The sequence below is a fragment of the Tunturibacter psychrotolerans genome (genome assembly GCF_040359615.1).
Taxonomy (GTDB): domain Bacteria; phylum Acidobacteriota; class Terriglobia; order Terriglobales; family Acidobacteriaceae; genus Edaphobacter; species Edaphobacter psychrotolerans.
The window spans coordinates 2164658-2184041 of sequence record NZ_CP132942.1; the positions used below are offsets into that span (position 1 = coordinate 2164658).

General features: G+C 56.6%; 16 protein-coding genes. 11 read left to right on the forward strand and 5 right to left on the reverse strand.

Annotated elements, in window-relative coordinates; genetic code table 11:
* From hflX to atpC, 8 genes are all read left to right on the forward strand, one after another.
* Positions 1-1425, forward strand: a complete 1425-nt coding sequence (gene hflX, locus RBB77_RS09000; protein ID WP_353066622.1) for a GTPase HflX — start codon at positions 1-3, stop codon at positions 1423-1425.
* 368 nt (positions 1426-1793) lie between these two features.
* The gene (locus RBB77_RS09005; protein ID WP_353066624.1) at positions 1794-2261 is read left to right on the forward strand and encodes a F0F1 ATP synthase subunit B family protein; all 468 of its coding nucleotides are present in this window, start codon (positions 1794-1796) and stop codon (positions 2259-2261) included.
* Positions 2258-2980: an ATP synthase F0 subunit B gene (locus RBB77_RS09010; RefSeq protein ID WP_353066626.1), complete on the forward strand. Its 723-nt coding sequence runs from the start codon at positions 2258-2260 to the stop codon at positions 2978-2980. Before RBB77_RS09005 ends, RBB77_RS09010 begins: the two co-directional genes overlap by 4 nt.
* On the forward strand, positions 2980-3519 hold the full coding sequence (gene atpH, locus RBB77_RS09015) for an ATP synthase F1 subunit delta (RefSeq protein ID WP_353066628.1): 540 nt from the start codon (positions 2980-2982) through the stop codon (positions 3517-3519). The genes RBB77_RS09010 and atpH overlap by 1 nt, the downstream gene beginning before the upstream one ends.
* 62 nt (positions 3520-3581) lie before the next feature.
* The gene (gene atpA / locus RBB77_RS09020) at positions 3582-5129 is read left to right on the forward strand and encodes a F0F1 ATP synthase subunit alpha (RefSeq protein WP_353066630.1); all 1548 of its coding nucleotides are present in this window, start codon (positions 3582-3584) and stop codon (positions 5127-5129) included.
* A gap of 3 nt (positions 5130-5132) precedes the next feature.
* On the forward strand, positions 5133-6224 hold the full coding sequence (locus tag RBB77_RS09025; RefSeq protein WP_353066632.1) for a F0F1 ATP synthase subunit gamma: 1092 nt from the start codon (positions 5133-5135) through the stop codon (positions 6222-6224).
* Between the two features lie 32 nt (positions 6225-6256).
* A complete protein-coding gene (gene atpD, locus RBB77_RS09030; protein ID WP_353066634.1) occupies positions 6257-7699 on the forward strand; it encodes a F0F1 ATP synthase subunit beta in 1443 nt (480 codons plus the stop codon).
* Between the two features lie 4 nt (positions 7700-7703).
* Positions 7704-8138 carry an ATP synthase F1 subunit epsilon gene (gene atpC, locus RBB77_RS09035; RefSeq protein WP_353066636.1) on the forward strand — a complete coding sequence of 145 codons (435 nt, stop codon included), beginning with the start codon at positions 7704-7706 and terminating at the stop codon, positions 8136-8138.
* A gap of 106 nt (positions 8139-8244) precedes the next feature.
* Here the strand turns inward: atpC and RBB77_RS09040 are convergent, their stop codons facing one another.
* Complete coding sequence (locus RBB77_RS09040; RefSeq protein WP_353066638.1) at positions 8245-8526, reverse strand: hypothetical protein; 282 nt, start codon at positions 8524-8526, stop codon at positions 8245-8247.
* A gap of 334 nt (positions 8527-8860) precedes the next feature.
* Here RBB77_RS09040 and RBB77_RS09045 point away from each other — a divergent pair, with 334 nt between their 5' ends.
* The gene (locus RBB77_RS09045; RefSeq protein WP_353066640.1) at positions 8861-9376 is read left to right on the forward strand and encodes a hypothetical protein; all 516 of its coding nucleotides are present in this window, start codon (positions 8861-8863) and stop codon (positions 9374-9376) included.
* 80 nt (positions 9377-9456) lie between these two features.
* Here the strand turns inward: RBB77_RS09045 and aroE are convergent, their stop codons facing one another.
* On the reverse strand, positions 9457-11037 hold the full coding sequence (aroE, locus tag RBB77_RS09050) for a shikimate dehydrogenase (RefSeq protein WP_353066642.1): 1581 nt from the start codon (positions 11035-11037) through the stop codon (positions 9457-9459).
* Between the two features lie 298 nt (positions 11038-11335).
* On the opposite strand from aroE, the gene pgeF reads away from it, so the two are divergent.
* A complete protein-coding gene (pgeF, locus tag RBB77_RS09055) occupies positions 11336-12187 on the forward strand; it encodes a peptidoglycan editing factor PgeF (protein WP_353066644.1) in 852 nt (283 codons plus the stop codon).
* A gap of 134 nt (positions 12188-12321) precedes the next feature.
* On the opposite strand, the gene RBB77_RS09060 is transcribed toward pgeF, so the two are convergent.
* The 3 genes from RBB77_RS09060 to RBB77_RS09070 all read right to left on the reverse strand — a co-directional run bounded on the left by RBB77_RS09060 (position 12322) and on the right by RBB77_RS09070 (position 17113).
* On the reverse strand, positions 12322-14451 hold the full coding sequence (locus RBB77_RS09060) for a prolyl oligopeptidase family serine peptidase (protein WP_353066645.1): 2130 nt from the start codon (positions 14449-14451) through the stop codon (positions 12322-12324).
* Between the two features lie 131 nt (positions 14452-14582).
* Complete coding sequence (locus tag RBB77_RS09065; RefSeq protein ID WP_353066647.1) at positions 14583-16319, reverse strand: hypothetical protein; 1737 nt, start codon at positions 16317-16319, stop codon at positions 14583-14585.
* Positions 16307-17113 (reverse strand): ABC transporter ATP-binding protein, encoded by an 807-nt coding sequence (locus RBB77_RS09070; protein ID WP_353066649.1) that lies wholly within the window; start codon positions 17111-17113, stop codon positions 16307-16309. Before RBB77_RS09070 ends, RBB77_RS09065 begins: the two co-directional genes overlap by 13 nt.
* A gap of 341 nt (positions 17114-17454) precedes the next feature.
* Here RBB77_RS09070 and dxs point away from each other — a divergent pair, with 341 nt between their 5' ends.
* The gene (dxs, locus tag RBB77_RS09075) at positions 17455-19347 is read left to right on the forward strand and encodes a 1-deoxy-D-xylulose-5-phosphate synthase (protein ID WP_353066651.1); all 1893 of its coding nucleotides are present in this window, start codon (positions 17455-17457) and stop codon (positions 19345-19347) included.
* Positions 19348-19384: the final 37 nt, after the last annotated feature.

The following is a 19384-nucleotide window of genomic DNA, read 5'->3' on the forward strand; positions in this document are numbered from 1 at the left end:
GTGAAGCCCACGAGACGCAGTCTGGTCGAAGCGCAAGAGGCAGCGGCACGCCAGGCGCGGGGAGGTCTGTCGCAGGCGGAACGTGCAGTGTTGGTGGCTGTGGAGTTTACCGGTGAGCGGCGAAAGCTGACAGTGGCGGCGCGGCTGGCAAAGACTGCAGCGGCGGTTTCGGCTGGGACCGCATTGGAGGGTGGTGATTCTGTTTCTGCCCCGAAAGGTGCCGCGGACCTCGACTTTGATGCTTCGCTCGCAGAGTTTGAAGAGCTTGCGAGGAGCGCGGGCGCCGAAGTCGCAGCCACCCTCATCCAGCGTCGGCCGAGGCCCGATCCGGCGACACTGGTAGGGCACGGAAAGCTTGAGGAGATCGATGGCGTGATTGCCTCGACGGGGGCAGATCTGGTGCTGTTCGATCATGATCTTTCGCCGTCGCAGTTGCGAAACCTTGAGGCGAAGTTGCCGTGCCGAGTGATTGATCGAACGCAGTTGATTCTGGATATCTTTGCAAGACATGCACGGACGCGAGAGGGCCAACTGCAGGTGGAGTTGGCGCAACTGGAGTATCAGCTGCCCCGGCTGGCTGGACGCGGCAAGGCGATGTCCCAGTTGGGCGGTGGTATCGGTACACGCGGGCCAGGTGAAACGCAGCTAGAGACGGATCGACGGAAGATCAATCTGCGGATCGATCACGTGAAAGAGCAACTGGAGTCGGTGCGGCGAATTCGCCGGCAGCAGAGGCAGCGAAGAGAGGCGGTGCCGGTGCAGGTGGTTGCGTTGGTGGGCTATACCAACGCGGGCAAGAGCACGCTCTTCAATGCGTTGACCGAGGCGGGGGTGTTGGAGTCGTCACGGATGTTTGCGACGCTCGATCCTAAGCTTAGGCAGTTGACACTCCCTTCGCGAAGGAAGATTTTGCTCTCGGATACGGTGGGATTTATTCGTAACCTGCCACACACGCTGGTGACCAGCTTCCGGGCGACGCTGGAGGAGGTGGAGCGAGCGGAACTTCTGCTGCATATTCGCGATGCGTCAAGTCCGATGGTGGAAGAACAGAAGACGCAGGTCGAGAAGGTGCTCGCCGAACTGGATGTTTCGAAGAAACCCGTGATTGAGGTGCTGAACAAGATCGACCTGGTCGGGGACCACGAAGGTATGCCCATGGGAGCGCCCGGAAGCGTGGCCGTATCTGGCCTGAAGAAGCTGGGGCTCGATCATTTGATGGCAGCGATCGATGCGGCGTTGGTAGTGGATCCGCTGGTTGAGATGCAGTTTCGCCTGCCTCAGTCGGAGGGGGCGGTGTTGGCTGCGCTGGAAGCTGGAGCTGTCGTCGAAGGGAAGCGCTTTGAGGGAAATCTGGCCTTTGTTACGGCACGAGGGCCGGCTTCGTTGCTGAACAGGTTTAGGAGATTTCGTGAAAAGGTTCGTTGAGCCCAGAAAAGCCTCTTAACTAGCATAGGCCGCCTGATGGGGAGCGGAGGTGGTGTCCCCAATCACGCGACCTATGTGACCCAGATCTTAGGGTCCAGGTGGTACTTGTCAGTCTAGTCCTTTGGTTCAGGAAGTCAAAGGGAAGTTGAAATTATCTGCACTGAGGCTGGGCTACGGCAATTGCGCGAATATCGTTCAACGTGGGCGATATTCATCAGATACTTGGTTGACACTGTTGTAATCGCTTTGCTAAAACTAGGTGTACCTCGAACTAACATGCAGCGCCTGCGCCAGTATTTTCTGGAACACGGTAGCGGTGTGAGACCGCTCACTACAGGACTTCCAAGCGGCCCCGGCCGACCCCATTCATGGATCAGATACTGAATCAACTCGGTGAACTTGTGCTCGGCTCTGTGCCGACTATTGTTCTGTTTATTTTGCTAGTGGCAGCTTATGGATTGCTGGTTCGACGACCATTGGATCGTGTGCTGGCTGAGCGGCGTGCTCGTACCTCAGGTGCGATTGAACAGGCGCGCAGAGCGATTGCAGCGGCTGAGGCTGACACTGCGGCTTACGAAGAAAAGTTGCGCAACGCCAGGGCCGAGATATTTCAGATGCGCGATAAGAGGCTGAAGCAGTGGAACTTGGAGCGGGAAGCAGCCTTGGCCCAGGCGCGTCAGCACATGCACGATCGCGTTAGCGGAGCCAAGGTGGAGATTGAGCAGAGTGCGCATGAGGCTCGACTCCAAATCGCAGGAATGAGCGAGGAGTTGAGCTCGCGCATTGTTAGTGCGTTGCTTCCAGCCGATGTGCGGGCGACGGAGGTGGCGCAGTGAAGATTTCTTTTGTGAAGCGGCTACTGCCAGCCGCAATCCTGATGGGTTTGTTGTTCCTGCCGGTGTGCCATCTGAGGGCGCAGGACTCGGGCGCTACCAAGGTGGATGCCGGACATGATGCGTCTGAGAACGTGTCGTCGGAGCAGGGCAAGCAAGAAGAAGATGAGAACGACAAGTATCTTCATTCAACAGCCGTTCGTGCGTTAGGTGCAAAAGCTGGCTTGAACGCGGAGCAGGCGGCTACCGCGTTTACGGTTGCGAATTTTGTAGTTCTGGCGGCACTCGTTGGCTGGTTCCTGGCGAAAACTTTGCCCAAGACGTTCCGCGATCGAAGCACGGCGATCCAGAAGCAATTGGTGGATGCGCGAACGGCGACCGAAGATGCCAATGCTAGATTGCGCAGCGTGGAAGATCGGTTGAGCAAGCTGGACGGTCAGATTGCGGCAATGCGAGCCCAGGCAGAGAAGGATTCCACGCTTGACGAGCAGCGCATTACTGCGAGCGTGGAAGAGGAAAAGCAGAAGATTCTGGCGACGGCGGAGCAGGAGATTGCTGCTGCGACGGCGCTGGCGCAGCGTCAGATTCAGCAGTACGCAGCAGAGCTTGCCATTGAGCAGGCAGCGCATAAGTTGGTGGTGACGGCGGAGACCGACCGGCTGTTGGTACAGAGTTTTGCCCAACGGCTTGCAGGTGGCGACTCGAAGAAAGGACAAAACTGATGTCGGTCCTTTCCTTGCGGTACGCTCACGCGTTTGCCTCGGTGGCGGCTTCCGCCAATCTGAATGCCGCCGTGGCGGAACAACAGCTCGGCGATTTTAGTGGGACGCTGGCCGGAAGCCACGATCTGCGTGAAGTGTTGATGAATCCTTCAATCGCTAACGAGCAGAAGTTGAAGGTGCTTGACGCAATTGCAGCGCGCATAGGGATGTTTCCGCAGGTGAGGAATTTTATTGCGGTGATTATGCATCACCAGCGTCTTGGTGAGTTGAACGAGATTTTGAGTGAATACCACCTCGTTGCAGATGAGCAGGCCCATGTGGTTGAGGCGGAGATTACGAGTGCCCGTCCGCTGAATGACCAGGATCGTACGGAGCTCGAGGCTCAGGTTGTGAAACTCGCTGGAGGGCGCGTTAAGGCTACCTATCATCAGGATGCGACGCTGCTGGGCGGCGCAGTCGTCCGCCTCGGGTCTACGGTGTATGACGGGTCGATCCGGGCACAGTTGCAGCAGTTGAAGCAGAAGCTTGTGAACGCCTAGAGCCCTAACCGGTGATGGCGCTAGTTTTTCAAGATTTGACACGAATCGAGTAGAAGGAAGACATGGCACAGATCAAGGCGGATGAGATAACAGAACTGCTTCGCCAGCAGATTGAGAACTTCGAACAGCGCATCCAGGTGGATGAGGTCGGAACGGTCATCTCTCTGGGCGACGGAATCGCGCGTGTGCATGGCCTAGATAAGGTGATGGCCGGCGAGTTGATTGAGTTTCCGCACGGCGTTGCAGGTCTCGCGATGAACCTTGATGAAGATCAGGTCGGCGCGGTGCTGCTGGGTGATTACACGGAGATCAGCGAAGGCGATCAGGTAAAGCGTACCGGCAAGATCATGTCCGTGCCGGTAGGCGAGGCTCTGATTGGCCGTGTCGTGAATGCATTGGGTCAGCCGATCGACGACAAGGGGCCGATCAATACGGACACGTATCTGCCTGTCGAGCGTCTTGCCCCCGGGGTTATCGATCGTCAGTCGGTGCGAGAGCCGATGGCCACTGGCATCAAGGCGATCGACACGATGATTCCGATTGGTCGCGGTCAGCGCGAGCTTTTGATCGGCGACCGTCAGACAGGGAAGACCGCGATCGCGCTCGACACAATCATCAACTCCGCCAAGAACAATCTGATCTGCATCTATTGCGCGGTTGGGCAGAAGCGTTCTTCAGTCGCGCAGGTGGTGCAGACGCTCGAAGAGCATGGCGCGATGGCTTATACGATCGTCGTCGCTGCGACCGCTTCAGAACCGGCACCGATGCAGTACCTTGCTCCCTTTGCCGCTACCGCGATGGGGGAGTACTTCCGTGACAGCGGCAAGCATGCGCTGGTGATCTACGACGATCTTTCGAAACATGCCGCCAGCTACCGCGAGATTTCGCTTCTGCTTCGTCGTCCACCTGGGCGTGAAGCGTACCCTGGTGACGTTTTTTATCTCCACTCGCGTCTTCTGGAGCGCTCGTCGAAAGTATCTGACGCGCTGGGCGGCGGTTCGTTGACGGCTCTGCCGATCATCGAGACTCAGGCTGGCGACGTTTCGGCTTATATCCCGACGAACGTGATCTCGATTACTGATGGGCAGATCTTTCTTGAGACGGACTTGTTCAACTCGGGTGTGCGGCCTGCGGTCAACGTTGGTCTTTCTGTGTCGCGGGTGGGCTTCTCGGCTGCGATCAAGGCGACCAAGCAGGTGGGGGCGACCCTGAAGCTTGATCTGGCGCAATATCGCGAACTGGCTGCGTTCTCGCAGTTTGGTTCGGACTTGGATAAGGTGACGCAACAACAGCTCAGCCGCGGACAGCGCCTGACGGAGTTGCTCAAGCAGCCTCAGTTCCAGCCGCTCACTGCGGAGAAGCAGGTTGCGATTCTCTTTGCTGGTGTGAACGGGCTTCTGGATGATGTCGAAGTGAAAGATCTGCGGGCGTTTGAGGATGGCTTCTATCCTTACCTCGAGTCGGCCCAGGCTTCTATTTTGACCGATATCGCCACGAAGAAGGCCCTCGACGACGACTTGAAGGCTCGTTTGACGGCGGCGATCAAAGAGTACAAAGGAAACTTCCTCGCAGATCGCAAGGATAAGAAAGAGACGGCTGCGGCTAAGTAAAACATGGCAAACGTACTCGATTTACGGCGCCGCATCCGAAGTGTGAAAAACACGCGGCAGATCACCAAGGCCATGAAGATGGTTTCGGCGGCGAAGCTGCGACGGGCGCAGGAACATGCGATGCAGGCGCGCCCCTACGCGCAGATGTTGATCAACGTGCTGGAATCGTTGGTGCGCCGCACCGATATCTACAACGTGCACACCGGTAAGATTCTTCATCCTCTGCTGATCGAACGCGAAGAAAAGAATGTCCTCGTCATTGTGATAGCAGGTGATAAGGGATTTGCGGGCGGCTTCAACTCGAATGTTGGGAAGGCAGCGCAGAAGTTCATCGAGGCGCGCTTGGCGAAGGGAGAGAACATCGATCTCGAGCCGATTGGTAAGAAGGCGATTGCCTTTTACAAGAGAAAGTTCCCCGCGGCGAACTACGAGAAGACGGAAGAGCACTATGACAACGATCTCGCCACCCACTATGAGACGATCCGTCATCGTGCGGGGCAGATTGAGGTTGCCGCAGAACATCCTGATCTCTTGGCAAAGACCGATCTTAAGGCCGTTTCGGAGTTAGCGCACTCGATCATTGAGCGCTATGAAAGGTCGGAGATCGATTCAGTCTATCTCGTCTATAACGAGTTCAAGTCAGTACTCGTGCAGCGGATTGTCGTTGAAAAGCTGCTGCCGATTGCTGAGCTCGGGGCGCAGAATGTTGAGTCTTCCGTTGAGCCGACCCAGGAAGAGCGGGATGCGGCTGTCCGAGCGGCGCAATCTGAAGGCATCAGTGTTCATGTACCAGAGGCGAGCGAGATGGAGGAGGAGGCCAAGAAGTTTGGTACCGCCAACGTCGACTACATCTTCGACCAGTCGCCTGAGACGCTCTTCCGGCATCTGATGCCGCGCTATATAACCACACAGATCTTTCATGCGCTGCTGGAGTCCACTGCCGCGGAGCACGCGGCGCGTATGACGGCAACCGATGCTGCAACGAAGAACGCTGGGGACCTGATCGACAGCCTGAGCCTCACCATGAACCGCGTACGGCAGGCAGCAATTACCAAGGAAATTATCGAGATTGTGAGTGGTGCGGCTGCTCTATAGTGACAGACGGCTGCAATAACGAAAAGAGACCTATGGCAGAGAATATTGGAAGAGTAATTTCGATCAGCGGACCGGCCGTTGACGTTCAATTCGAAGAATCGCACATGCCCCCTATCTTTCAGGCGATCCGCGTCGTCAGCGAGGGCTTCACGGTGCCTGCACCGCTCGATGTCATCCTCGAGGTTCAGCAGCATCTTGGCGAAGGCCGTGTGCGTTGCATCGCGATGGTCGCGACTGAAGGCATGGTTCGCGGAATGAAGGCGATCGATACCGGGTCGGGCATTCTGGTGCCAGTGGGTCGCGAGACTCTAGGCCGCGTGCTTAATGTGCTTGGGGAGCCGGTGGACGAGCTTGGTCCGGTCAATGCCAAGGTACACATGCCGATTCATCGCCAGGCGCCCGCGTTTGATGAGCAGTCAACAAGCGAAGAGATGTTCGAGACCGGGATCAAGGTTATCGACCTCATCCAGCCGTTCTTGAAGGGCGGCAAGATCGGTCTGTTTGGTGGCGCGGGCGTAGGCAAGACCGTCATCATCCAGGAGCTGATCAACAACGTTGCCAGTCAGCATGGCGGCTTCTCGGTATTCGCCGGTGTGGGTGAACGCACCCGTGAAGGCAATGACCTGTGGATGGAGTTTCAGGAGTCCGGCGTTATTGACTTGAAGGACTTGCCGAAGAGCAAAGCGACGTTGGTTTACGGACAGATGACCGAGCCGCCAGGGGCGCGTCTTCGTGTGGCGCTGACCGGCCTCACGGTCGCGGAACACTTCCGCGATGAAGAGGGCGCGGATACGTTGCTGTTTATCGATAACATATTCCGGTTTACGCAGGCTGGTTCTGAGGTTTCGACACTGCTTGGCCGTATGCCTTCAGCTGTGGGTTATCAGCCGAACCTCGCGACTGAGATGGGTGAGTTACAGGAGCGGATCACCTCGACGAAGAGGGGTTCGATCACCTCGGTGCAGGCTGTTTACGTACCCGCCGACGACTTGACTGACCCGGCGCCGGCGACGACCTTTGCTCACCTGGATGCGACAACCGTGCTTTCGCGTCCGTTGTCTGAACTGGGTATCTATCCTGCTGTCGATCCGCTTGCTTCAACCTCACGTATCTTGTCTCCGCGTGTTGTCGGACAGGAGCACTACGATGTGGCGCAGGGCGTGAAGAAGATTCTGCAGCGATACAAAGACCTGCAGGACATCATCGCGATTCTTGGAATCGATGAGCTCTCGGAGGAAGACAAGATCACCGTGGCGCGTGCGCGTAAGGTGCAGCGGTTCCTGTCGCAGCCGTTCCATGTGGCTGAGATCTTCACCGGTATCCCAGGCGCTTACGTAAAGGTTGCGGATACGGTTCGTAGCTTCAAAGAGATTATCGAAGGAAAGCACGACGATATTCCGGAACAGGCCTTCTATCTGAAGGGCGGCATCGAAGACGTGATTGCAGCCGCAGAGAAGATGAAGCAGACGGCATAACTCAATGGCAGAGACGACGAGCAATACGGGGTTGTTAGCGGTTCGGCTGGTGACGCCGGATCGTATTCTGCTGGATGCGACGGCTCAGGCGGTAGAGCTGCCGTCAATGTCAGGGTATTTGGAGGCGTTGTATGGTGCAGCGCCGCTGCTCGCAGAGCTTGGCGCCGGTGAAGTGAGGCTACATGGTGGTAGCTCGGGCGATCAGAAGTTCTTCGTAGCCTGGGGTTTTGTGGAGGTGCTGCCGGACCGGGTGACGATCCTGGCGGAGACCGCGCTGCATCCGAACGAGATCGACGTCTCTGAGGCCCAGAAGGAGCTTCAGGAGGGGGAGAAGCTCTGGCGTGAAGCTGGCGATGATGGCGAGAAATATGACGAAGCTAACGCTATCACGCGGAAGGCGGAAGAGAAGATCGCCTCCGCTGAGGGCAAGAGTACGTAGCCTATTTTGGTACTCAGGGAATAGGGAAGCCGTCCGTATGGGCGGCTTTCGTATCTAAAGGTATTTGATTATTCTGTTCCCTTCCCCCAACGCTTCCGCGTGGTCTCTACTCCTCATTGAGAGACATGCGGCCGATGATGTCGGTCAAATTTAGGTAATTTGTCAAAATGTTGTTTTTTGCCGCAAAAAGGCAGTAAACGAGAAGCTTATCCCCGTCCAGATGAATCACATTCCCAAGTGAGATGTAGGCAAGTGCATCCTGACCTAATTCCAGGATTCCTTCAGCTTTTTTGTGGAAGAGATCCGGCTTTCCGGATCCGGGCCAGTTGTGAAGCCAAAACGCCGCGTGATTCAGCTCAGGCGTGTCGAGAGAAGCGGAAGCGCCCACCTAATGATGAGCCTGGGGCGGTCGAAAAAAGTAACTGATTGCCAGCTATCAAAGGAGTTGCCGATGCGTTCTGAGCTGATTTTCGATGCGCTCATTTGCGAGTCAAACCGATATCTATTGTGCAGGCTTGTCGCTAAGGGAACCCGCAAGTTGCACAGACCAAATACACGTGTGGAAGATACGACCAACGAGATGCTCGGACGCCTCAGCGAACCGGCTTCAACGTCAAAGGAAATGGTGATCGGGCGAGTACCAGCCGAGAGGCAGCGCGCGGCTTGATGCGGTTCGGCACGTCGGCTGCTAAGAGGGTCCTCACGGAGGGCAAGAGGTGATCATGTCAACTTCATTTACTACACCGAACGGTTTTTCGCGAAAGACAGGACCTTCGACCACCTCTGGAAAGAATGTCGCCTGGTATTTGCTATTTCTCGAACATTTAGACGAGTTCGCGACACTGGCGTGGTACCTCGTCGCGGATCACCGTCTGGTCGAAGAGGCGATTCAACGCACGATGGTGCAGTTGGACGCAATTCCGTTCGATGTCTCGATGCCGTTGCTCGCATATAACCAGGCCCGGGAGACACTCATTACGCAGGCGATCGCCGGACTTGGGTTGGGATGCAAAGGAAGTGAAGCAGGTGCTGTGTATTTGCCGAGCACCCTTGGCGAGTTGCCTGACCTGCCGCGTTTGGCATTCATGCTAAAACTCGTTTTGCGATCCTCGGAGATCGAAGTGGCAAAGTTCCTGGACGTCACGCCGTCCAAAGTGAGGGAGTTGGTTCAGGCTGCGATCGACCGTCTGAGCTTGCGGGTGCCCTTTTCTGTGCTGAATGGATGCTATGACGCGTGATTCGCGAAATTCTCAAAGTTAAAACACTGAACCCGGATTGCTCCGGGCTCGGTCTTCGGACTTGTGCGGAAGGCGATCGACTAGGAAGCTTTCTTCGTCTTCGCAGCCGGTGCCGGAGTTTCTGCGATTGACTCGGCCTGTTGGCGTAGAGCATGGATGACGACGCGCAGCATCTCCTCTTCAGGGGCAGGTTTGCCGGTGAAAATCTCGAACTGACGAGCTCCCTGCTGAACGAACATCTCGATGCCGGTGATGATGGAAATGCTTTGCTGCCGTGCGAGACGGAGTAGTGGGGTTTCGAGCGGGTTGTAGACGAGGTCGAAGACCAGCTTGGTGTTGAGGTCTGCTGCTTCTAGGATCGGCGTAGTCTTGACACCAGCCATACCAACCGGAGTTGCATTGACGATTACGTCGAAGGTGGTTTTGGATAGAGCATCTTTCTTAATCGTCTTCGAACCGGACTGCTTGGCCAGTTTCTGAGCGGTCTCGGAGGTGCGATTGAGGATGAAGACCTCGGCTCCCTTGTCGCGCATACCGAAGACGGCGGCGCGAGCGGCTCCGCCGGCACCTAGAACGAGAGCCTTTGCTCCGCGGAGGGACATTCGCTTCTCAATAGGGCCGGTGATCCCGGCGACGTCTGTGTTGAAGCCATAGAGCTTGCCGTCCTGGCGGAGGACCGTGTTGCAGGCACCGATTTTGGCGGAGAGAGGATCGGTCTTCTCGAGGTGTGCCATGATCTCCTGCTTGAGCGGCATGGTGACGCTGAGGCCCTGGATGGGGATCTCATGCACCAATTTGAGCAGGTCAGCGAGCTTGTTGGCCTGAAGCGCAAGATAGACAGCATTTACGGTCTCGCGGCGGAAGGCCGTGTTCATCATGATGGGAGAGAGCGAGCTGCGGATGGGGTTGCCGGCGACACCGTAAACCTTTGTGGCTGCGTCGACTTGATCGATGCGATAGGTTTCGATCAGTGTGCGGGCGGCGATCTGGCCAGGGCCAGTCTCCTCGCCGGCTGTTGCTGCGGCGAAGGTAAAGGCGCTGCCGGCGCGGAGTCCGAGAACGCGGGAGATGATGCCTGCATCGCCCATACAGATGCCAACGATGTTGGAGTGATCGTCCATACGTTCGATGAAGCGCATGAGAGTGACGTTGTCTGTGAGACTCTTGGCCGTGGGCACGATCTTGATGAAGTCGGGGTGAAAGGGCTCGATGCGCTTGAAGATGCCGTCAAGATCTTTGGTGGCTGCGAAGTCGTGATGGCTGATGATAAGGGCGACGCCTGTTTCGCGAAGCTTCTGAAGCTCGCCTTTCTTCAGGCTCTCAGCCGATTCAAGCTCAAGATCGACGATGTGGAAACCAGAGGTTCCCGCTTTGGAGAGAATCTCCATCTCGGCGACGAGATTGCCTGAGAATTTACCGCCGTTAGCCGCGCGACGACAGGTCGCGATGGCTGTGACCGCGGTATTGTCGCTGAGGAAATGTTTCAGCTTCGGCAAAGCGAGGAGAGGCTTCTCCAGGTAGTCGAGGCGGAACTCGAGGAAAGGCGTCTCTTTGACGACAGCGGTAGCTTTTTCAAGCATCTCGGCAGGCGTGGCGCCAATGATGGCGACGCAGACTTTACCGATACGGGAACGAAGAAATTGGGGGGTTACGCTGGGCACATTCACTCTCATGTCTACAATCGCGGTATATTACAGACCCGCTGGGAAGGATGCAAATTTTTGTTGAAATATAAGGAGTTTAGTTCCTGTCCTTGCAACGTTACTCGGTTTCGTTTCTTTGGATGCGCGAGACGAGTCGAAGACACTAGAAGTAGACGCTATATCTCGAAGAATGTTACTCGTCAGTAGTTCGAGAGGGAAGGGACTAATACAGGGTCGGCGAAATCGTGAACGAGGCTGTTAGTTGACATTATCGCGGGGAAATGCGGACAAAGTTTATCAAAGTAAAGGAGTTAGCGTGAGCGAAGAGATTAAAACTATGCGAAATGGGGCGTGGGATAGGTTCGGGTGGTTGCGGCATGGTTTCAGCACCCGGAGCGGGGGTATTTCGGCGGTTTATGGGGGAAAATCGCTGAATCTGGGATGGACCAAAGAGGATGACAGGGCGTCGGTGGTGGAAAATCGACGGCAATTTGTGCGGTTTCTTGATGGTGATTTGGTGGATAGACGTGGTTCGGTGCTGGTGGGAGTGCGGCAGATTCACTCCGACATCGTGAGAGTGGTTCGGGATGGGGATGGGGCGTTGGAAGGCAGGCTTCAGACTGCGGAGGGAAAGGCAGTTCTCGAGGGAGATGGGCTGATTACCAACGTTCCGGGAGTGCTTGTAGGGGTGGGGACGGCCGATTGCGTTCCGGTGCTGGTGGTGGATGGGAAGAATAGAGCGGTCGGGGCGTTTCATGCGGGATGGCGGGGTACGGTGGCTCAGATCGTGGAGCGCGGAGTGGCGATGATGGTGGACGAGTATGGGTCGCGGGTGGAGGATCTGGAGGCGGCGGTTGGGCCGAGCATTGGTGCTTGCTGCTACTCGGTTGGTAAGGAGGTGCACAACGAGTTCCACGAGCGGTTTGGGTACGCGGCAGATCTTTTTCGAGTTGGTGTCGACGAGGATGACGCCAAAATTTATCTGGATCTGTGGGAAGCGAATCGAAGACAGCTGTTGAACGCCGGACTGGGAGAAGAGCAGATTACCCTGATGGGGGAGTGTACGGCTTGCGAGGTCGATGCGAGAGGGGAGCAGAAGTATTTTTCGCATCGTGGAGAGAAGGGTGTTGCGGGGAGAATGCTGAGCGTTGTCGGTGTGGCTGGATAGCTTTGCGTTGGATCCGATGAAAAAGAGTCAGGACCACCCATGTTGAGCGATCCTGACTCCTCTGTTGTCCGCGAGCTTAGTCACGTTGATATTTTCAAAAACACAGCGGTCCAGAGCTACTACTTTACGAATGCTTAGTCCATCAGTTTTCGCGTGAAGTAGGTGTACTGTTCGGCGCGGGTGTTGGCCTGTTCTTTGAGATTGGCTCCAGGTGCGTGACCGCCTTCGATAATTTCGTCGTAGAAGAAGGGCTTGTGGAACTCTTCGAGGCGAGCGGCGAATTTGCGTGCGTGAACCGGTCCTACTCGGTCATCCTTGGTTGTAGTGAAGATGAGAGGTTCTGGGTAATTTGTGTTGGGGTTGAGCTGGTTGTAAGGGGAGATGTAGGCGAGGAATTTTCGTTCCTCTGGGATGGTGACAGTGCCGTATTCTCCGACCCAGGAAGCGCCTGCTGCGATCTGTTCGTAGCGGAGCATATCGAGTAGGGGTACCTGAATGACGACGGCGTTCCACATCTCGGGGTGTTGAGTGAATTCCACGCCCATGAGGAGTCCTCCATTGGAGCCGCCAACAATGCCTAGGCGACGAGGCGACGTGATCTTGCGGCTGAAGAGATCCTGACCGACTGAGGCGAAGTCGTCATAGATGCGCTGGCGATGGGTCTTGAGGCCGGCGTCATGCCAGGCTGGGCCGAACTCGCCGCCGCCGCGGATGTTAGCCAGGACAAAGGTGCCGCCTCGCTCAAGCCATAGCTTGCCAAGGGTGGGATTGTAGAGAGGCGTCATGGAGACTTGAAAGCCGCCGTATGCGTTCATCACGGTGGGATTGGAGCCGTCGTATTTGATGTCCTTAAGACGGACGAGGAAGTAGGGGATTTTGGTCCCGTCTTTGGAGGTAGCCTCAAGTTGTTCGACGATGAGGTTGGATGCGTCGAACTGGGCCGGGAGAGTCTTTGCCGACTTCATACCAGCTGAAGCAGCGTCACCCAGAAGGAGCGAGGAAGGCGTGAGGAAGCCAGTGGTCTGGACGAAGAACTTATCGTCAGAGGTGTTGGCAGAGGCGATCTCGACGCTGAGATTGTCGAGGATGTCGAGTTTCTTGCGAGTCCAGGTGTTGTTTGCGTCGTGGGTGTAGAAGTAGGCGCGACCTTGAACGTGGTCGAGCGTGGTGATGAGCAGATGATTTTTCGTTGTTGCCGCGTCCTGAAAGAACTCCTGGGATGTGGGCGTGAAGACGACCGTGGGTTTGAGGTGGACGGGGTCTTTTCTAACGGCCTCAAGATTAAGCGCTATCAACGAGCCCTGAGGGAATGTCGTGGAGAGGCCTTGAGGCTTCCAGTCTTCGTTGAGTTCGACGAAGATTTGGCCGTCGAGCATTCCGTGAAGCTGGCACTTTCCGGGGACAGAGATTTTTTCAGTTCCTCCTGAGGTGTAGAAAGAGATTTCACTCTCGAAGAAATTCACTCCGCGATTGATGACGACTACAGCGTGACCCTGTCCGTCGTTGATCGTAAACGGGGCGACTTGTACGTCGGTCTGTGTGCCCCGGTAGACTTCTTTGGCTTGATCGAGGGTTTGGCCGCGCTTCCAGACTTTGACGACGAAGGGATAGCCGGACTGGGTCATTGTTCCGTCGCCCCAGTTGCGGGCAACCAGAAGAGTGTCTTTGTCGACCCAGGTCACATCCTGCTTTGATTTGGGCAAGACAAAACCATTCTTCACAAAATCGCCGGTCTTGAGATCGAACTCGCGGAGTGTGTCGGCGTCTTCGCCGCCGTCGGAGAGCGAGACGAGACAGAGGCCGTTGCCGGGATAGAGGCAGTTGAGCCCCTTTTGAACCCATTTTTGGTTGTCCTTTGCGGCGAGGGCGTCGTAGTCGATGACTGTGTGCCAATCAGGTTGCGAAGTCAGGTAGCTGTCGAGGGAGGTCTTACGAAGGATGCCGCGGACGTGCTGGGCGTCTTGCCAGGTGTTGTAGACCTCGCCGACGTGGAAGTCCGGGGTGGGAAGTCGAGTAGGAGACTCGAGTACTTTAAGCGCGGTCTCGGCCAGCACGGCGTAGCGTGGGTCGGCCTGCAGAACCTTCGCTGAACGGGCATTTTCTTCGTTTACCCAGGCCATGGCTTTTTCGCCGGAGACGTCTTCGAGCCACTGGTATTTATCAGGCTGCTCGTTGGTGTTCTGTGCAGAGGAGTGAATGGAACCAAGGGTTGTTGCGATTGCGAACGCGGTAAGGATTGCGGTCTTGCGACTTCGAAGCAGCATCGTGTCTGTTCCCCTTCGTGAATGCGCGGTTTGGTTGGTCCCGTTGCTCTGCCAAAGCCCGGGTTTCTTGCAGAGATGCTCAGTGTAGCGCAGGATTCGTTTGTAGTTGTGGGACGGCAGCAAGGCAGAGTCTAGGTTTTGCAGAGTTCCTCTGCAAGTTCTTCGCGGTGGCTGAGGGCGATTGTATCGATGCGGTTGAGGACGTGCAGGTAGAAGAAGAACGCGGCGACGGCCAGCAGGAGGAAGAAGGGAACCATCAGCCATGGGAGGTTGAAGGAGTTCGCCAGCAAGACGCCACCGTAACCGATGGCGAAGCAGGCTGCCACGATACCAACAGCGATGAGGGCGCTGAGCTGAGAGGTCTGCTTGCGGTTGATCTTCGAGAGGTCAATTTTTTTTGGAGCGGCGAGAGAACGAAGGTTGCCGACTGCTCCGTTGGTGAAGACTGCGAAGAGAAGCCAACAGAACGTACCAAGGGAGATGAGAAGCGATGGTGGGTGGGCGGTGAGACTGATGACGGTGAAGATCAGAACGAGTTCGATAAAGCTCAAGAGAAAACCGATGATGTTCTTTGCCAGGAAGACGTCGCGGAGGCGAGTGGGGGAGAGGAAGTAGAACTGGATTCCGGGGCCGTCCATGCCGAGGCAGTTGTACGAGAGGATGGAGACGCCGAGGACGGAGTATGCGACTGCGGCAGGAAAGACGAAGCTGCCGAAGCGTCCGCTGGTACCGATGCGGTTGGCGAAGAGGAAGACCATGAAGATGGGAGCGATGAAACCATAGAGCTGATTCGTATTGCGGCGGAGGTAGAGGAATTCCTTTTGCAGGCAGGCGGCGATGGTAGGGCTGAGACCCACGGTGCTCGCGCTTGCGAGTGGCGAGGTTGAGGGATGCGGGATTGCCGCGGGAGTGTTTGGGATGCGGACTGTTTGGGGCTGCTTGGTGGTTTCGCTTAGATTTTCTCCGCGGAACTCGCGATGCATGCGTAAGGCGTAGATGGCCAGGAAGAGGCTGCTGAAAGCTACGAGGCCGACGAGTGCCGCGAAGGCGTGGAGGAAGCGTCCCCCAGCAAAGTTGGCGATTGACGTCGCTGTTAGTCCGGGAGGGAGAAGTGCGGCGAGGGGTTCAATCTGGTGGAAGATCTTGAGTAGGAATGGAAGATGATTGGCGTGGTGACGGTTGTTTTGAAAGCCAGGGTTGAAGTTGAGATTGATGTATTGAAAGCCAAGCGAGGCGAAGAGGATGAAGGCGGTTAGAATCTCGCGGGCGCGACGGGTAGAGAGCCAACGGTCGACCCAGGAGAGGACCATTCGGGTGAAAAAGATGTTCGATAAAGCATAGATGATGAGCAGGAGAGTGGCCCAGGGGAGGAGAGACGGTCGGGCGATTGCTATGCCGATATCGGCTGCGGTAAGAGCGAGAGTGCCGATGACGTTCGAGGCGGAAAGCAGGCCGAAGAAGAGGCGTGCGGTGAGGTAGCGTGGAAAGCTGATGGGGAAACGGATGATGGTGTTGATGTCGAAACTTAGGCTGGGTGGGGAGATATTGAGGACGACGAGTTGCCAGAGGGCGAAGATGGCCCAGGTAAGCGCAGGGAGAAGCGTTAGTTTGTCGGCTGAAATGAGGTAATAGCTGGCGAAGCCTGCACCGACGATGGGGCCAACGGCGATGATGCCAAGGACGGGGAAGAAGATGATTCGAGCGATGAGTTCGCCAACTCCTCCTTTGCGACAGAACGCGTTGCGGAAGATGCACCAGCGGAGTTGGGCGAGTGCGAGGAATTGAGCGCGGCTTTGTGCGGCGGTCCAGGGGCGGGTATGAACGGCTGTCAGTGTGGGTGGCGGCGGAGTTTGGATCAGCCCAGCCATGAGAGCTCCTGTTCGGGGTGGGCGGCGGAGGGGTCGCTGCCGACGACGCTGAGGAAGATCTGTTCGAGGGTGAGGGTTTGATGGCTGCTGCCGTTGCCTTGGGGGTTGCGGGCCTGAACGCCTGCGCGGAGTTCTTCAAGGGAGCCGGTAGCGATGAGGTGGCCGCGGTCGATGATGGCGATGTGAGTGCAGAGACGCTCGACAATCTCGAGGACGTGGGATGTGAGGAAGATGGTGGCGCCGCGGGCGATCATGCCTTGCAGCATGGCCTTGAGAGTGCCGGAAGCGATGGCGTCGACGCCTTCAAAGGGCTCGTCGAGGAAGAGGATGCGTGGGCCGTGGATGACGGCTGCGGCGAGGGCTAGCTTTTTCTGCATCCCGTGGGAAAAGTCGGTGATGAGCTTTTTCGTTTCGCCGGCGAGGCTCATGAATTCGAGGAGCTCGGTGGTGCGGGCGGCGGTGGTGGCCTGGTCGAGGCCGTACATGCGGCCTACGAAACGGAGGTATTCAGCCGCAGTAAGACGGCCGAAGAGGGCGAGGCCCTCGGGGACGACTCCGATCTGGCGCTTGACCTCGATGGGGTTCGCGATGGCGTCGAGGCCGAGGATCTGGATAGAACCAGAGGTCGGGGCCAGCAGCCCAGTGAGCATCTTGATGGTGGTGGATTTGCCGGCTCCGTTTGGGCCGAGGAAGCCGAAGAACTGGCCAGGGGCGACCGTGAGGTTGACGTCCTGAACTGCGATGAAGTCGCCGAAACGACGGGTAAGGCCTGTAATGGTAACGGCGGGGATCATGTGTGGGAAGCATACCGCAGAGGTTGGGGAGCAGGGCAAATTCCAAAAGTTCTGACAGGGAAGGGTATGGGCCGTCAGGCCGAACAAACGGCTCGGGAGCGACCGCCAACGATTTGAGTGGGAAGGACTTTCCGCTCTTGGGGAACTCGTAAAACCTAAACGCTTCCTGAGGATGGCAACTGATGGGAGATGCCGTTTTAAGACTTGGCTGGAAGATGCAACGAATGAAGGATGTGCGGGTTGTTATACTTAAGGGTCACCTCATTTAGCCGAGCTGAGGATGTGACTGTGTTTTGGGCAGGACGCGATGCTCGGTGAGCGAGACTGCAGAACAGGTTTTGATGAGCAACATTCTTGAGACGATTAACTCTCCCGCTGATGTGAAGAAGCTGTCGATTGCGGAGCTGACCCAGCTGGCAGAGGAGATTCGGGCGCGACTGATTGTCGGGGTTGCCAAGACAGGCGGGCATATTGGCCCGAACCTCGGTGTTGTCGAATTGACCCTGGCGATGCATTATGTCTTCGATACGCCGACGGATAGCTTTGTCTTTGATGTCAGCCACCAGGCTTATGTGCACAAGCTGCTGACTGGACGAGAGAAGCTGTTCCATACGATTCGGCAACCGGGCGGGTTGAATGGATTTATGCTGCGCACTGAGAGTGAACATGACAGCTACGGTGCAGGCCACGCCGGAACAGCGCTTAGTGCAGCGCTTGGGATGGCTGTTGGCCGCGACATGGCGGGTGGAAAAGAACACATCGTCGCGCTGGCTGGGGACGCAGCGTTTACAAATGGGATCTCATTCGAAGCGCTGAACAATATTGCGGCTCAGACCAAGCGATTGATCGTAGTGCTGAACGATAACGCATGGTCGATCGATAAGAACGTTGGAGCGATTGCGGAGTACTTCCACAAGATTGTGACGAATCCGACGGTTTCGAGCCTGCATGACAAGGCAGCGGATCTATTGGAGCGGTTTGGCGGCAAGACGGCGCGGCACGTGGTGCGTAAGGCAGAAGAGGCCGCAAAGGGACTGATCGGGCCAGGCATGCTGTTTGAGGAGTTCGGCCTGAGCTACTTCGGCCCGCTCGATGGACATAATCTTCCGTTGCTGATCGAGACGTTCAAGTATCTCAAGCAACAGAACCGGCCAGTTGTGCTGCATGCGATTACTCAGAAGGGCAGGGGCTTTCAACCGGCGATTGAGAAGCAGAAGAAGTTTCACGGGCTTGGGCCGTATGACGCGCAGACGGGAGAGACAAAGGCTGCGGGACAGAAGACCTACTCGGAGATATTTGCCGAGTCGTTGACCAAGCTGGCGACCGCGAACGATAAGGTAGTAGCAATTACTGCTGCGATGCCGAATGGGACGGCGCTCGATCTCTTCCGGCCGCATCATCCCAAGCGATACTTCGACGTGGGGATCGCTGAGGAACACGCGGTGATCTTTGCAGCCGGCATGGCTACAAAGGGCTATAAACCTTTTTGTGCGATCTACTCGACTTTTTTGCAGCGAGCCTTTGACCAGGTTGTGCATGATGTTTGTCTGCAGAATCTGCCAGTGGTGTTCTGCATGGACCGCGGTGGTTTGAGTGGTGATGATGGACCGACTCACCATGGGCTCTTCGATATTAGCTATCTGCGCAGCGTTCCAAATCTCATCCACATGGTTCCCAAGGATGAAGATGAACTGTCAGACATGATGTACACGGCGATGCTGCATGATGGGCCAAGCGCGATTCGGTATCCGCGTGGCACTGGGCCGGGAGTGGCTGTTAAAGAGCGCCCAAAAGCAATCGAGATCGGCAAGGCCGAAGTGATCCGCGATGGAGCAGATGTTGCGATCTTCGGTTTGGGTGCGATGCTGCCTGAGGCGGAAAGGCTGGCAGAGATGCTGAAGCGCGAGGGTTTTTCCGCGGCGGTCATTAACCCTCGTTTTGCGAAGCCGATTGATCGCGATTGCGTCGGGGAGTTCGGCCGTCGCTGTGGGTTGGTAATTACGTTAGAGGACCATGTGCTCGCGGGTGGGTTTGGCTCTGCCGTGATGGAGACGCTAAACGAGCTTGAGTTGCAGACTTCGGTGGTGAGGGTGGGATGGCCGGACGCCTTCATCGAGCACGGCAAGGTGGAGTCGTTGCGGGAGAAGTATGGCCTGACTGCGGAGGCAGCTCTTGAAAAGGCCAGACCCTACCTCGCAAAGATGATGGATCAGGTGCTGGCCAAGCACTCCTAACGTTATTCAACGATAAAGAAATGTCTGCCTTGTGCGG

Excerpts from the sequence above, each read along its gene's own strand:
- RBB77_RS09005 (WP_353066624.1), top strand. The coding sequence starts at position 1,794 with ATGGATCAGATACTGAATCAACTCGGTGAACTTGTGCTCGGCTCTGTG.
- atpH (WP_353066628.1), top strand. The coding sequence starts at position 2,980 with ATGTCGGTCCTTTCCTTGCGGTACGCTCACGCGTTTGCCTCGGTGGCG.
- atpA (WP_353066630.1), top strand. The coding sequence starts at position 3,582 with ATGGCACAGATCAAGGCGGATGAGATAACAGAACTGCTTCGCCAGCAG.
- RBB77_RS09025 (WP_353066632.1), top strand. The coding sequence starts at position 5,133 with ATGGCAAACGTACTCGATTTACGGCGCCGCATCCGAAGTGTGAAAAAC.
- atpD (WP_353066634.1), top strand. The coding sequence starts at position 6,257 with ATGGCAGAGAATATTGGAAGAGTAATTTCGATCAGCGGACCGGCCGTT.
- atpC (WP_353066636.1), top strand. The coding sequence starts at position 7,704 with ATGGCAGAGACGACGAGCAATACGGGGTTGTTAGCGGTTCGGCTGGTG.
- RBB77_RS09045 (WP_353066640.1), top strand. The coding sequence starts at position 8,861 with ATGTCAACTTCATTTACTACACCGAACGGTTTTTCGCGAAAGACAGGA.
- RBB77_RS09060 (WP_353066645.1), bottom strand. The coding sequence starts at position 14,451 with ATGCTGCTTCGAAGTCGCAAGACCGCAATCCTTACCGCGTTCGCAATC.
- RBB77_RS09065 (WP_353066647.1), bottom strand. The coding sequence starts at position 16,319 with ATGGCTGGGCTGATCCAAACTCCGCCGCCACCCACACTGACAGCCGTT.
- RBB77_RS09070 (WP_353066649.1), bottom strand. The coding sequence starts at position 17,113 with ATGATCCCCGCCGTTACCATTACAGGCCTTACCCGTCGTTTCGGCGAC.
- dxs (WP_353066651.1), top strand. The coding sequence starts at position 17,455 with ATGAGCAACATTCTTGAGACGATTAACTCTCCCGCTGATGTGAAGAAG.